This is a genomic window from Variovorax sp. TLI9-5A, assembly GCF_056867935.1.
In genome coordinates, this window is sequence record NZ_CP200310.1 from 2,575,091 (window position 1) to 2,588,795 (window position 13,705).

General features: G+C 68.0%; 14 protein-coding genes. 9 read left to right on the forward strand and 5 right to left on the reverse strand.

Annotated elements, in window-relative coordinates:
- Nucleotides 1–71 precede the first annotated feature (71 nt).
- Nucleotides 72–779: a TetR/AcrR family transcriptional regulator gene (locus AC1VNX_RS12245; RefSeq protein ID WP_483156944.1), complete on the forward strand. Its 708-nt coding sequence runs from the start codon at nt 72–74 to the stop codon at nt 777–779.
- Here AC1VNX_RS12245 and AC1VNX_RS12250 read toward each other — a convergent pair.
- Genes AC1VNX_RS12250 through AC1VNX_RS12260 form a run of 3 tightly spaced genes read right to left on the reverse strand, consistent with a single transcriptional unit; the run spans nt 757 to nt 3,995 of the window.
- A complete protein-coding gene (locus AC1VNX_RS12250; protein ID WP_483156945.1) occupies nt 757–2,133 on the reverse strand; it encodes a phospholipase D-like domain-containing protein in 1,377 nt (458 codons plus the stop codon). The two genes, AC1VNX_RS12245 and AC1VNX_RS12250, sit on opposite strands and share 23 nt — an antisense overlap.
- A 46-nt stretch (nt 2,134–2,179) precedes the next feature.
- Nucleotides 2,180–2,845 carry a glutathione S-transferase family protein gene (locus tag AC1VNX_RS12255; protein WP_483156946.1) on the reverse strand — a complete coding sequence of 222 codons (666 nt, stop codon included), beginning with the start codon at nt 2,843–2,845 and terminating at the stop codon, nt 2,180–2,182.
- Nucleotides 2,846–2,873: 28 nt separating this feature from the next.
- Nucleotides 2,874–3,995 carry a 5-methyltetrahydropteroyltriglutamate--homocysteine S-methyltransferase gene (locus AC1VNX_RS12260; protein WP_483156947.1) on the reverse strand — a complete coding sequence of 374 codons (1,122 nt, stop codon included), beginning with the start codon at nt 3,993–3,995 and terminating at the stop codon, nt 2,874–2,876.
- A gap of 149 nt (nt 3,996–4,144) precedes the next feature.
- On the opposite strand from AC1VNX_RS12260, the gene AC1VNX_RS12265 reads away from it, so the two are divergent.
- From AC1VNX_RS12265 to AC1VNX_RS12300, 8 genes are all read left to right on the forward strand, one after another.
- Nucleotides 4,145–5,251: an aromatic ring-hydroxylating dioxygenase subunit alpha gene (locus tag AC1VNX_RS12265; RefSeq protein WP_483156948.1), complete on the forward strand. Its 1,107-nt coding sequence runs from the start codon at nt 4,145–4,147 to the stop codon at nt 5,249–5,251.
- A gap of 5 nt (nt 5,252–5,256) precedes the next feature.
- Nucleotides 5,257–6,033 (forward strand): GntR family transcriptional regulator, encoded by a 777-nt coding sequence (locus tag AC1VNX_RS12270; protein ID WP_483161938.1) that lies wholly within the window; start codon nt 5,257–5,259, stop codon nt 6,031–6,033.
- A 35-nt stretch (nt 6,034–6,068) separates the two neighbouring features.
- Entirely contained in the window at nt 6,069–7,055 is a 987-nt protein-coding gene (locus AC1VNX_RS12275) for a PDR/VanB family oxidoreductase (RefSeq protein ID WP_483156949.1), read from the forward strand.
- Nucleotides 7,056–7,231: 176 nt separating this feature from the next.
- Complete coding sequence (locus AC1VNX_RS12280) at nt 7,232–8,404, forward strand: ABC transporter substrate-binding protein (RefSeq protein WP_483156950.1); 1,173 nt, start codon at nt 7,232–7,234, stop codon at nt 8,402–8,404.
- 139 nt (nt 8,405–8,543) lie between these two features.
- Entirely contained in the window at nt 8,544–9,416 is an 873-nt protein-coding gene (locus AC1VNX_RS12285) for a branched-chain amino acid ABC transporter permease (RefSeq protein ID WP_019655845.1), read from the forward strand.
- On the forward strand, nt 9,417–10,418 hold the full coding sequence (locus AC1VNX_RS12290; protein ID WP_483156951.1) for a branched-chain amino acid ABC transporter permease: 1,002 nt from the start codon (nt 9,417–9,419) through the stop codon (nt 10,416–10,418).
- On the forward strand, nt 10,415–11,254 hold the full coding sequence (locus tag AC1VNX_RS12295) for an ABC transporter ATP-binding protein (protein ID WP_483156952.1): 840 nt from the start codon (nt 10,415–10,417) through the stop codon (nt 11,252–11,254). Before AC1VNX_RS12290 ends, AC1VNX_RS12295 begins: the two co-directional genes overlap by 4 nt.
- Entirely contained in the window at nt 11,247–11,951 is a 705-nt protein-coding gene (locus AC1VNX_RS12300; RefSeq protein ID WP_483156953.1) for an ABC transporter ATP-binding protein, read from the forward strand. The genes AC1VNX_RS12295 and AC1VNX_RS12300 overlap by 8 nt, the downstream gene beginning before the upstream one ends.
- 15 nt (nt 11,952–11,966) lie before the next feature.
- Here the strand turns inward: AC1VNX_RS12300 and AC1VNX_RS12305 are convergent, their stop codons facing one another.
- On the reverse strand, nt 11,967–12,716 hold the full coding sequence (locus AC1VNX_RS12305; RefSeq protein WP_483156954.1) for a DsbA family protein: 750 nt from the start codon (nt 12,714–12,716) through the stop codon (nt 11,967–11,969).
- Nucleotides 12,704–13,591: an MBL fold metallo-hydrolase gene (locus AC1VNX_RS12310; RefSeq protein WP_483156955.1), complete on the reverse strand. Its 888-nt coding sequence runs from the start codon at nt 13,589–13,591 to the stop codon at nt 12,704–12,706. The genes AC1VNX_RS12305 and AC1VNX_RS12310 overlap by 13 nt, the downstream gene beginning before the upstream one ends.
- Nucleotides 13,592–13,705 lie beyond the last annotated feature (114 nt).

A 13,705-nucleotide genomic window follows, 5' to 3' on the forward strand; every position in this document is an offset into this window, starting at 1 on the left:
GCGGCCGGTGTGATGTTATCAAATTGAAATTTGAATTTGAAGTATTTTCTTGCTTCGGTTAGCCTCGGGGCATGGCAACCCGCACCCAGCGCACCGACGGCAACACCACGCGCCTGCACATCCTCGAAACCGCCGGCAGGCTGTTCGCGGAGCAGGGCTTCGCCGAAAGCACCAGCAAGGAAATCTGCACCCGCGCCGGCACCAACATGGCCGCCATCAACTACCACTTCGGCGGCCGCGACGGGCTGTATGAAGCGGTGCTGATCGAGGCGCACAAGCAGCTCGTGAGCCTCGACGAACTGATGGCGCTGTCGGTCGAGTCGAGCGATCCGCGCCAGAAGCTGCGCACCTTCCTCACGCACATGGTCGAGATGAGCGCGCAGCCGAAGGCGCCCTGGGGCTTCCGCGTGGTGCTGCGCGAGGCGCTGTCGCCTTCGCCGGCGATGCCGGCGCTGATCCAGCGTGCGGTGCTGCCCAAGGCCAAGCTGCTGCGCGGCATCGTCGGCGAGGTCATGGGCCTGCCTGACGACCATCCCTCGGTGCAGCGCAGCCTGCTGCTCACGGTGCTGCCCTGCCTGGTGCTGACGGTGGCGCCCAAGGACCTGAGCAGCAAGGTGCTGCCGGCCTTGAAGGAAACCCAGGCCCTAGCCGGCGAGGTGGTGCGCTACGTGCTCGCCGGGCTCGATGCCGTGGCGAAGGAGGCCAAGGGGGCGAAGGGCGCGAAGGGCGACGAAGCCCCGCTGCCCGAACCTGCGCCTAAAGCTGGAAAGCTACGGTGAGCAGCAGCCCCTCGGCCACGTCGCGCAGCAGGCCTGGCCGCCGCGAGCGGTAGGGCTCGCCGGCCGAGGCGGTGGTCTCGATCCACTCGGCGAGCCATTCGATGTGGTCCTGGCCGTAGAACACCACGGCCGCTTCGTGGTTCAGCAGCAGGCTGCGCAGGTCGAGGTTGATCGATCCGCACATGGCGAGCTCTTCGTCGACCACCACCGCCTTGGCGTGCGCCATGAAGGGCAGCATGCGAAAGCTCACGCCCGCGCGCGCGAGGTCGCGCATGGCGCGGGCGCGCACGAAATCGGCCAGGCGGTGGTTGGAGCGCGCGGGCATCGCGATGGTCACCTGCACGCCACGGCGCGCGGCCAATCGCAGGGCGTCGCGCAGGCCGTCACCCGGCACGAAGTAGGGCGTGATGGCGAGGATGCGGTGCTCGGCGCGGAAGCAGGCGTCGATCAGCAGCGCATGCGCCGTGTCTTCCGTCTGGTCGGGGCCGCTCGGCAGGAACTGGGCCATGGCCGTGCCCGGGCCGTAGGCGTCGGGCGCGGTGATGGCGCGGGCCTTGCGGCTGCGCACCGAGGCCCAGTCGTGGTCGAACTGGCGCGCCGCCGCGGCCGCCACGCTGCCGCGCAGGTCGAAGGAAAGATCGCGCCAGGCTTCGGGGTGCTTCTCGTTGCCGGTGAAGTACTCGCCCGCGAGGTTGCGCCCGCCCGACCAGAGCCAGCCGTCGTCGGCGATGGTGAACTTGCGGTGGTTGCGCAGGTTGCGCGGGCCGATGCGGCGCAGGCTGAAGAAAGGGCGGAACACCGCCACCTCGCCGCCCGCCGCGCGCAGCCGGTCGAAGTGATGGCGCGGCAGCGACAGCGCGCCGAAGCCGTCGAGCAGCACCCGCACCTTGATGCCCTCGCGCGCCCGCTGGGCGAGCCGCTCCAGCACCGCGTGACCCAGCGGGTCGTCGCCGATGATGAAGGTGCACACGTCGATGCGCTCGCGCGCGCCGTCGATCACCTCCCACAGCGCCTCGCGCGCGGCCTCGCCGTCGGCGTGCATGCGGATCGCGCAGCGCCCCGGCGGCGCGAGGCCGAAGCTCTCGATCAGGTCGGCGGCCCAGTGGCCCGGCGGCACCGAGCGCGGCGGCCGGGGCGAACCCGCCGGGCGCAGCTTGCGCTGGCCGAACAGCAGGTACATCGGCAGGGTGAAATAAGGCATCAGCACCAGCCCCATGACCCAGGCGATGGCGGTGGTGGGAGCGCGCTGCTCGCGGCGCGCTCGCGTGGTCAGCACGTAGACCAGCAGTGCGAAAGTGACGACGAGAAAGTGCTGCGAGGGGGAAGGCAGCCAGTCGAACTCTTTGGTCGGCATGAACCGATGATGCCTCAGCGCCCGGCGCGGTGCCTTCAGTGCCCCTTCAGCGTTGCAGGAAGGCCGGCACGCCGCGTCCCTGCGAGGCGAGGAAGCGCATCATCGGGTCGACCGACGCACGTACCGCGGGCCGGTCGCCCACGCGTGTGCGCCATGCCAGCAGGCGAGGCGTGGCCCCGGTCATGCCCGCGCCCTTGCGGTCGGCGAACACGCAGGCCATGTAGAAGGCAATGTCGGCGAAGGAATAAGGGCCGGCCAGGTACTCGCGCGTGGCGAGCAGGCCTTCCATTTCCTCGTAGAAGCGTGCGCAGCCGGCGCAGGCCGCTATCGCGGGAGCGCTCTGCATGGCTTCCTGCAGGCCGAAGAGCTTGATGACGTTCGGGAAGAAGACCTCGTCGGACTTCTGCTCCAGCTGCCGCGCGCGGGCCCGCTCGGCAATGCCTTCGGGCCACAGCGGCGGGCTGGGATAGCGGTCTTCCAGGTACTCGAAGATCTGCGTCGAGTCGAAGAGCGAGACCTCGTCGTCGACCAGCACCGGCACCTGCTGCTTGACCGGGTTGACCCGAAGCACCTCGGGGTGCTTGGGCTCGTAGAAGTCGCCTTCGATGAAGGGCACCATGACCAGTTCGAAGGGCACGCCTTTCTCGCGTGCCGCGATCTCGACCTTGGCGCCGAACATGCTGAGGGGGCCTGAGTAGATGTGAGTCGTCATGGGCCCCGACTTCAACAGAAACGGCGCGTCAGGTCGAGCCCCAGACCTCCTGCGCGGTCTCGACCACCAGGCGCAGCTTGTTGCGCTGCGCTTCCACCGCGATGTTGTTGCCGTGCACGGTGCTGGAAAAGCCGCACTGCGGCGACAGCGCGAGCTGGTCGAGCGATGCGTACTTGGCGGCGTCCTCGATGCGGCGCTTGAGCTCGTCCTTGTCTTCCATCTCGCCGAACTTGGTGGTCACGAGGCCGAGCACCACGGTCTTGCCCTTGGGCAGGTAGCGCAGCGGCTTGAAGTCGCCCGAGCGGGCGTCGTCGTATTCCATGAAGTAGGCGTCGAGGTCCATCTCCTTGAGCAGCGCTTCCGCCACCGGCTCGTAGTTGCCGGCCGCGGCGTGCGTGCTCTTGAAGTTGCCGCGGCACAGGTGCATGGCCAGCAGCATGCCCGGAGGCTTCTGCGCGACCACCTTGTTGATGAAGGCGGCGTAGCGGTGCGGCAGCTCGTTGGGGTCGTCGCCGCGCTTGCGGGCAGCCTCTCGCATGTGTTCGTCGCACAGGTAGGCGAGGTTGGTGTCGTCCATCTGCACGTAGGTGCAGCCGGCGGCGGCCAGCGAGCGCAGCTCGTCGCCGTAGGCCTTGGCCACGTCATCGTAGAACGCCGGGTCGAGCTCGGGGTAGGCGTCCTTGCTGATGCCGGCGCGGCCGCCGCGGAAGTGCAGCATGGTCGGCGAGGGGATCGTCACCTTGGGCGTGCGGCCTGCCGAGACCTGGCTCTTGAGGTACTGGAAGTCGGCGAGCTGGATGTCCTTGACGTGGCGCACCTTGTCGATCACGCGCATCGCGGGCGGAGCGAGTTCTTCAGTGCCGTCGGGCTTGCGGATGGTGACCGGGATGTCGGTCTTCACGCCGCCGAGCTGGTCGAGGAAGTCGATGTGGAAGTAGGTGCGGCGGAACTCGCCGTCGGTGATGCTCTTCAGGCCGATGTCTTCCTGGAAGCGGACGATCTCGGTGATGGCCTTGTCCTCGACGAGGCGAAGCTGCTCGGGCGTGATCTCGCCCTTGGCCTTCTGCTCGCGGGCTTCGAGCAGGTACTTGGGACGCAGGAAACTGCCCACGTGGTCGTAGCGGGCGGGCAAGGCGGCGTGCTGTGTCATGGATGACTCCGTCGTGATCTTTGAGGGAACGAACGGAACATCGTATCGCCTTCGAAATGCCGTCCTGTGTATACAGATATCTCGGTGTTTACCCTCGAATAGGCTCGAAATGCTGGAAATCTGGCTATTTCTGTATACATTGAGTATTCATGAAAACGCCCACGACAGCCTTCCCCCTGAACGCCTGGTATGCCGCCGCCTACGACGTCGAAGTGCGCCATGCGCTGCTGCCACGCACCATCTGCAACCAGAAACTGGTGCTCTTCCGCCGCACCGACGGCCAGGTGGCCGCGCTGGAAGACGCCTGCTGGCACCGGCTGATGCCGCTGTCGCTCGGCCGCCTCGAAGGCGACGAGGTGGTCTGCGGCTACCACGGCCTCGTGTACAACAGCCAGGGCCGCTGCACGCACATGCCCAGCCAGGAAACGCTCAACCCGTCTGCCTGCGTGCGCAGCTTTCCGGTGGCGCAGAAGCACCGCTTCGTGTGGATCTGGCCAGGCGACCCGGCCAAGGCCGACCCGGCGCTCATCCCCGACATGCACTGGAACGACGACCCCGCCTGGGCGGGCGACGGCAAGATGATCCGCGTCAACTGCGACTACCGCCTCGTGGTCGACAACCTCATGGACCTCACGCACGAGACCTTCGTGCACGGCTCCTCCATCGGCAACCGCGAAGTGGCGGAGGCGCCTTTCGTGGCCACGCACGGCGACCGCTCGGCCACCGTCACGCGATGGATGGAAGACATCGACCCACCGCCGTTCTGGGGCAGCCAGATCCGCCACGCGCGCGGCTACACCGGCAAGGTCGACCGCTGGCAGATCATCCGTTTCGAAGGCCCCTGCACCGTGAACATCGACGTGGGCGTGGCCGAGGCCGGCAGCGGCGCGGTGCCCACCGGCGGCAACCCGGGCGACCGCAGCAAGGGCGTCAACGGCTACGTGCTCAACACCATCACGCCCGAGACCGACAAGACCTGCCTGTATTTCTGGGCCTTCGCGCGCAACTACTGCCTGGGCGAGCAGCGCCTCACGCATGAGCTGCGCGAGGGCGTCTCGGGCATCTTCCGCGAGGACGAACTGGTGCTCGAAGCACAGCAGAAGGCGATGGACGAGCACCCCGACCACAAGTTCTACAACCTCAACATCGACGCCGGCTCGATGTGGGCGCGCAAGCTCATCGATCGCATGATCGAGAAGGAGAAGCCCGCGCGCGCAGCGATCCCGATCCGCCCGGCCGAGAAGGAGGCCGCGTGAGCCGTGTGAAGGTCGCGGTCGTCTCCGCTGCCGCCGAGCCCGGCGACAGCGGCAGCTCGCAGGCCGTGAAGGCGCAGCTGCGGCTGCGCGAGATGATCCTCGCGGGCGAGCTGCCGGGCGGCGCGCGCATTGCCGAGGTGGCGATCTCCGAGCAGCTCGGCGTGTCGCGCACGCCGGTGCGCACCGCGCTGATGCGGCTCGAACAGGAAGGCCTGCTCGAGGCGCTGCCCAACGGCGGCTATGCGGTGCGCACTTTCTCCGAGCGCGACGTGGCCGATGCCATCGAGCTGCGCGGCACGCTCGAAGGCCTGGTGGCCCGGCTCGCGGCCGAGCGCGGCGCGGCGCCGGTGGTGCTGCGCGAGGCGCGCGCCTGCCTGCAGCGCATCGACGAGCTGCTGCGCGAGCCCGCGCTCGACGACGCCGCCTTCTCGCGCTACGTGACGCACAACGAGCGCTTCCATGCGCTGCTGTGCGAGATGGCGGGCAGCCCCGTCATCGCGCAGCAGCTGGAGCGCGTGATCAACCTGCCGTTCGCCTCGCCCTCGGGATTCGTCGTGGTGCAGGCCAATTCGCCGGCCGCGCGCGACATGCTGGTGGTTGCGCAAGACCAGCACGTGCAGGTGCTGGATGCCATCGAGTCTGGCGAAGGCTCGCGTGCCGAGGCGCTGATGCGCGAGCACAGCCGCATCGCGCGGCGCAATCTGCGCGAGGCGCTGCATGGCACGCACGCCCCCGAGCAGCGCCCGCTGCCTGGCGTGCAGCTGATCCGCCGGCGCGGCTGATTTCCCCTCTTTCTTTTTCTCCCTGGTGTTCCCCGATGAAAAGCGATCTTCAATGGATGCAGGCGCAGGTCGTCGCGCTGCGCGATGTGACGCCCACCGTGCGCGAGTTCGAACTGCGCCCCGAGAGCGGATTCGCCGCCGGCCATGAACCCGGCGCGCACCTCCAGGTGCAGGTGCTGACCGCGCAGGGCAGGGTGCAGACCCGCTCCTACTCGCTGGTGGGCGAGGGCGACGGCCGCTGCTGGCGCATCGCCGTCAAGCGCCTCGACGACGGCCGCGGAGGCTCGCTCGCGATGTGGCGGCTTGCGGTGGGCGACCGCCTGCAGGTGAGTGCGCCGCAGAACCACTTTCCGCTCGACCTCTCGGCCCCCGGCTACCTGCTGGTGGCCGGCGGCATCGGCATCACGCCGCTGGTGCTGATGGCGCAGCGGTTGGCCGCGCACGCCAAGCGCACCGGCGTGCCCGTGAAGATGCTCTACGGCGCACGCAACGCGGACGAGTTGGGCTACCTGCAGCACCTGCGCGAGGCGCTGGGCGAGGACGTCGAGGCGCACGAAGGCTCGGCCCCCATCGACTTCGCCGCCGCCATCGCCGCGCTGCCGCCCGGCGGCCAGCTCTACACCTGCGGCCCGGTGCCGATGCTCGAAGCCGTCAAGCGCGCCTGGCACGCGGCAGGCCGTGCCATCGCCGACCTGCGCTTCGAGACCTTCGGCAGCAGCGGCCGTCTGGCCGTGCAGTCATTCATGGTGCGCATCCCGCGGCATGACCTGGCCATCACTGTGCCGGCCGACTGCACGCTGCTCGATGCGCTCGACGCGGCAGGCGTGCAGACGCTCTCCGACTGCAGGCGCGGCGAATGCGGCCTGTGCGCCATGGACGTGATCTCGGTCGACGGTGAGGTCGATCACCGCGACGTGTTCCTCAGCGAGCACGAAAAGAAATCGACCACGCGCATCTGCGCCTGCGTGTCGCGCGCCGTGGGCACGCTCACGCTCGATTCCGCCTACCGCGCCGACAGTTGATGCAAGCGGCCCGTGACGGGCCGAAGACTGCCTTGCGCGATGATCGCGCAGTTCATTTGTCAATCGCGCAACAAAGGTCAGCGACTGTGGCCGGCTAGGTGATTGCCTGCTGCGCCGGATGTTGCAAAGTGTTCAAAATAGCGCCGGTTCGCGTTCCGCCCCTCAAAGGAAAAAACATGCAAAGACGCCATCTCATCCAGACCGCCGCCCTGTCGGCTCTTGCGCTTTCGATGTCGCTGGCCAGCGCCCAGGACAACAAGTTCAAGATCGGCCTGATCCTTCCGATGACGGGCCAGTCGGCCTCCACGGGCCGCCAGATCGAAGCCGCCGCGCGCCTGTACATGGCCCAGAACGGCGACACCGTGGCCGGCAAGAAGGTGGAACTCATCGTCAAGGACGACACCGGCCTGCCCGACGTGACCAAGCGCCTCGCGCAGGAGCTGGTGGTGAACGACAAGGTCAACGTGCTGGCCGGCTTCGGCCTGACGCCCCTGGCCCTGGCCGTGGCGCCCATCGCCACCCAATCGAAGACGCCCGAAGTCGTGATGGCCGCCGCCACGTCGAGCATCACCGAGGCATCGCCCTACATCATCCGTTCGAGCTTCACGCTGCCGCAGGTGTCGGTGGCCATGGGCGACTGGGCTCCGAAGAACGGCGTGAAGACGGTCGTCACGCTGGTGGCCGACTACGGCCCGGGCAACGACGCCGAGAAGTTCTTCAGCGAGCGCTTCCAGCTCAACGGCGGCAAGGTGATCGAGAAGCTGCGTGTACCGCTGCGCAACCCCGACTTCGCTCCCTTCCTGCAGAAGGTGCGCGACGCCAAGCCCGACGCGCTGTTCGTCTTCGTGCCCTCGGGCGCGGGCGCGGCCGTCATGAAGCAGTTCCTGGAGCGCGGCATGGACAAGGCCGGCATCAAGATGATCGCGACCGGCGACGTGACGGACGACGACCAACTCAACGACATGGGCGACGGCGCGCTGGGCGTGGTCACCTCGCACCACTACTCGGCCGCGCATCCGTCGGCAATGAACAAGAAATTCGTCGAGGCCTTCGAGAAGGCCAACCCCAAGATGCGCCCCAACTTCATGGCCGTGGGCGGCTATGACGGCATGCGCGTCATCTATGAAGCGCTCAAGGCCACCAAGGGCCAGGGCGGCGGCGAGGCGCTGCTGGCGGCCATGAAGGGCCAGGTCTTCGAGAGCCCGCGCGGCCAGGTGCTGATCGACGCGCAGACGCGCGACATCGTGCAGGACGTGTACCTGCGCAAGGTCGAGAAGAAGGACGGGCAGCTCTACAACGTCGAGTTCGACGTCATCAAGGGCGTGAAGGACCCGGGCAAAGCAAAATAAAGGCTCGCCCCCAGGCTGCGCGCACTTCGTGTCGCTTCGCCAACCCCCTACCGGGGGCAACACCGCAGGCACGGCAAAGCCGGTTCCTGGGTGTTTCCCGAAGGCGTCGCGCCGTGCGGCAAGCTGCTGAGTCGCTCATATGTTGACCATTCTTTTCGACGGCATCGCCTACGGCATGCTGCTCTTCGTGCTCGCCGTCGGCCTGGCCGTGACGCTGGGGCTGATGAACTTCATCAACCTCGCGCACGGCGCCTTCGCCATGGCGGGCGGTTACCTCACGGTGTTCGCGATGCAGAAGCTGGGCGTGCCGTTCCTGGCCTGCCTGCCGCTCGCATTCATCGTCGTCGCGCTGGCCGGCGCGCTGCTGGAGCGCACGCTCTACCGGCCGATGTACGGCAAGCCTCACCTCGACCAGGTTCTCTTTTCCATCGGCCTCGCATTCATGGCGGTGGCGGCGGTCGACTACTTCGTGGGCTCCTCGCAGCAGAACGTGCAGTTGCCCGAATGGCTGCGCGGGCGCACCGAGATCGGCGACGGCGCGCTGCTGCTGGGCATGGGGCACTACCGGCTCTTCATCATCGGCGTGTGCGCGGTGCTCACGGTGGTGCTGCAGCTCATTCTTTCGAAGACGCGCTTCGGCAGCCGGCTGCGCGCAGCGGTCGACGACCCGCGTGTGGCGGCGGGGCTGGGCATCAACGTCAACGTGGTGTTCCTGCTGACCTTCGCGGTGGGCTCGGGGCTCGCGGGCCTCGGCGGCGCGCTGGGCGCGGAGATCCTGGGGCTCGATCCGACCTTCCCGCTCAAGTACATGATCTATTTCCTGATCGTGGTGTCCGTCGGCGGCACCTCGTCGATCACCGGGCCGCTCGCGGCGGCGCTGCTGCTGGGCATCGCCGACGTGGCGGGCAAGTACTTCATTCCGAAGATGGGCGCGTTCACCGTCTACCTGCTGATGATCCTGATCCTGATGTGGCGCCCGCAGGGCCTCTTCACGCGAAAAGGAGGCCGCTGAATGAGCACGCCTCTTCCCGTCGTTGCAGATTTCCAGGCGGCCCTGCTGCGCAAGGCGCGCTGGCGTCCGCTCGAATTCGTCGTGTGGGCCGTGGCCTTCGCGCTGCCGCTGGTGATGCCCTCGCACTCGCTGCTGGTCAACGAGATCGCCATCGTCGCGCTGTTCGCGATGTCGCTCGACCTGATCCTGGGCTACACCGGCATCGTGTCGCTGGGCCATGCCGCCTTCTTCGGCTTCGGCGCGTACGCGGCGGCGCTGTTCGCCAAGCTGGTGATGCCCGATCCGACCGTCGGCCTGCTGTTCGCGACGGTGCTGTCCGCGCTGCTGGGCATGGTGGCGAGCGTGACGATCCTGCGCGGCAGCGACCTCACGCGGCTGATGGTGACGCTGGGCACGGCGCTTCTGCTGCTCGAACTCGCCAACAAGCTCGACTGGCTCACCGGCGGCGCCGACGGCCTGCAGGGCGTGGTGATGGGGCCGGTGCTCGGCATGTTCGAGTTCGATCTCTTCGGCCGCACGGCCGCCTGGTATTCGCTGGCGGTGATGCTGGTGCTGTTCCTGCTGATGCGCCGCCTCGTGCACTCGCCCTTCGGCGCCACGCTCAAGGCCATCCGCGACAACCGGCTGCGCGCCATGGCCATCGGCATCCCGGTGGTGTCGCGGCTGGTGGTGATCTACACCGTGGCGGCGGGCATTGCCGGCGCGGCCGGTGCGCTGCTGGCGCAGACCACGGGTTTCGCCTCCCTCGACGTGCTGGCCTTCGACCGCTCGGCCGACGTGCTGCTGATGCTGGTCATCGGCGGCGTGGGCTGGCTCTATGGCGGCGTGGCGGGTGCCATCGTCTTCAAGCTGCTGCAGACCTGGCTGTCGGCCGTGACGCCGCAGTACTGGATGTTCTGGATCGGCCTGATCCTGGTGCTGCTGGTGCTGGTCGGGCGCGACCGGCTGCTCAAGCCCTGGACCTGGATCGGCGCTGGCGGCAAGAAAGGCGGCGCGGCGTGACCGACACCGTTCTCTCCACCCATGGCCTCGTGATGCGCTTCGGCGGCATCACCGCCACCAACAACGTGTCGATGGAGCTCAGGCGCGGCGCGCGCCATGCGCTCATCGGCCCCAACGGCGCGGGCAAGACCACGCTGATCAACCAGCTCACCGGCGTGCTCACGCCCACCGAGGGCCGCATCACCCTGATGGGCGAGGACATCACCACGCTCGCGCCGCACAAGCGCGTGGCGCGCGGTCTGGTGCGCACCTTCCAGATCAACCAGCTCTTCGACTCCATGACGCCGCTCGAAACGCTGGCGCTGGTGGTGTCGCAGCACCAGGGCGCCGGCGCGCAATGGTGGAAGCCGCTAGGTTCGAGCAAGGCCATCGCGGAGCGCGCGGCGCAGCTGCTGGAGCAGTTCCACCTGAGCGACGTGGCTCAGCAGCAGGTGAAGCACCTGGCCTACGGCAAGCGCCGCCTGCTGGAGATCGCCATCGCGCTGGCCTGCGAGCCGCGCGTGCTGCTGCTCGACGAGCCGGTGGCGGGCGTGCCCGCCGGCGAGCGCGAGGAACTGCTGCAGACCGTGGCCGCGCTGCCGGCCGACGTGTCGGTGCTGCTGATCGAGCACGACATGGACCTGGTGTTCAGCTTCGCCGACCGCATGACGGTGCTGGTCAACGGCACGCTGCTGACCGAGGGTGACCCGGAGACCATCGCCAACGATCCGCAGGTGAAAGAGGTCTATCTGGGCCACGGAGACGGAATGGACCCCCACGCTCACATTCGTTCGCAGCCCCCCGAGGGGGCGCAGGCCTCCCTTGGGGCGGCCCGGCGGGAGGCCCCCCATGTCTGAGCTGCTGAGAATAGAAAACCTGAGCGCCGGCTACGGCGAGGCCGTGGTGCTGCACGACGTGGCCTTCACGCTCGGCGAGGGCCAGACGCTGGCGCTGCTGGGCCGCAACGGCACGGGCAAGACCACGCTGATCAACACGCTCGCGGGCGCGACGCGCCAGCACGGCGGCAGCATCACGCTGGGCGGCCAGGCGCTGCACAAGCTCGCGCCGCATCAGCGCGCGGCAGCAGGCATCGGCTGGGTGCCGCAGGAGCGCAACATCTTCAAGTCGCTCACCGTGCACGAGAACCTCACTGCGGTGGAGCGGCCGGGCAAGTGGAACCCGCAGCGCGTCTACGAGATGTTCCCGCGCCTTGCCGAGCGCAAGACCAACCTCGGCACGCAGCTGTCGGGCGGCGAGCAGCAGATGCTGGCCGTGGGCCGCGCGCTGGTGCTCAACCCCAAGCTGCTGCTGCTGGACGAGCCGCTCGAAGGGCTCGCGCCGATCATCGTGGAAGAGCTGCTGCGCGCCATCCGCCGGATCACGCAGGACGAGGGCCTGGCCGCCATCATCGTGGAGCAGCACCCGCAGGCGATCCTCGCGATCTCCGACGAGGCTGTGGTGCTCGATCACGGGACCATCGTGCACACCGACAGCGCCGCTTCGCTGCGCTCCCAGCCGCAGGTGCTCGACCGGCTGCTGGGCGTGGCGCGGTAGTCGGGAGCTCCTGCTTCAGATCGCGCAGCCGTCGGGGCCGCAGGCCGGTGCCGGCGCATCCGCTGCAGCCGGGGCCGGCTTCGAGGCTTCGGCCACGGCGGCAAGCTGCTTCTTCCATTCCTCCGCACGGCCGAGCCATGGGCCGATGTCGACGCGGCCGGCGCTGCCATCGGGCTGCACGAGCACGAAGGTCGGAAAGCCCTGGCCGCCCGCGCGCTGCAGGAACTGGCGACTCTCGGCGATGTGGCGGGCAGTGGCTTCGCCCGACTGACGCTCGAAAGCCGATGCAAAGGCTTCCGTTTCGAAACCGAGTTCACCGGCGATCGCCTTGAGCACCTCCACGTCGGCGATGCGGCGGCCCTCGACATAGTGCGCCCGCTGCAGGCTGTGGATCATGTCCAGCCCGCCGCCGGGGCGCAGCGACTCGGCTGCGAGCACGGCGGTGGTCGGCGGCTCGGAATCCATCACCGCGCCGGTGTCTCGCAGGAGTCCCTCGAAGTAGCGCTCGCCGAAGGGCTGGCCGGTCATCTCGGCGATGCGGTGATCGTGCGGCAGCACGTAGTCACGCCACTGCGGTGTGATCGGGCGGCGGTTGGCGCCGGTCATCATGCCGCCGCCGTGGAACTCGACCTTCAGGCCCGGCACTTCGCGCGCCGCGTCGACCAGCGGCGCGGCGGCGTAGCACCAGCCGCACAGCGGGTCGAAGATGTAGTGCAGCGTGGCGCCTGCGCCCGTTGCATCTGCTGCGTCGGTCATTGCGGCCATTTCATTTCTCCCTTGATGACCTTGGCGCCGAGTTCCAGCGAGGAGGCGTCTTCCAGCTTCGGGTAGCGTTTCTTCATCGAGGCGATGAGCGTTGCCGAGTCCTTGGCCTTTGCCGCTTCGACTTCGAAGGCCTTCAGGTAGTCGCGCGTGAACTTCACCGAAGCCAGCGAGTAGGGCGCACTGCCGTTCGCGTTCGGCAGGTAGTGGCCCGGCACCACGGTCTTCGGGTGCAGCGCCTCGATGCGGCCCAGCGTCTTGATCCAGTCGCGGCGCGATTCGGGCGTCTGCGTGTCGGCCACCCACACATGGATGTTGGCCGACACCGGGATGCCGCCCACCACGGCCTTCAGCGAGGGAATCCACGCGAAGCTGCGCTCGGGCGTGGGGCCGTCGAGGCCGACGACCTGGATCTTGCGGCCTTCGAGCTCGATGCTGTCGCCGGCCAGCGGCTGCGGCACCACCAGCGCCTTGGGCGCGTTGTCCTTGAGGATCGGACCCCAGTGCGCGAGCTTGCCGTCCTTCGAGGCCTGGATGGCGGCCACGGTCTCCGGTGTGGCGACGATCTTCGCGTCGGGGAAGGCGGCCTGGATCACGTCGAGGCCGAAGTAGTAGTCGGGGTCGCTGTGGCTGATGTAGACCGTGGTGAGCTTCCTGCCCGTGGCCTTGATCTTCTGCACCAGCGCCTCGGCGTCGTTGCGCTGGAACTGGGCGTCGATGAGCACCGCGTCGGCCTGGCCGGTGACGATCTCGGAGGAGACCGGGAACATCGACTTCGCGCCCGGGTTGTACACGTCGAGCTTGAGCGGCTGGGCGGCCTGGGCGGTGAGGCTGAAACCGAGGGCGAGGGCGGAGGAGAGGAGGGTTCTGCGGAGCATGGTGGTGTTCTTTCCGGTGGATGTGGACGGGTGACAGCGTTGGATGCCGGGAATCTTAGGTTGCGTGAATGGAAACAAAAACCTGACGATCCACAACGAATAGTTTCCTAATCC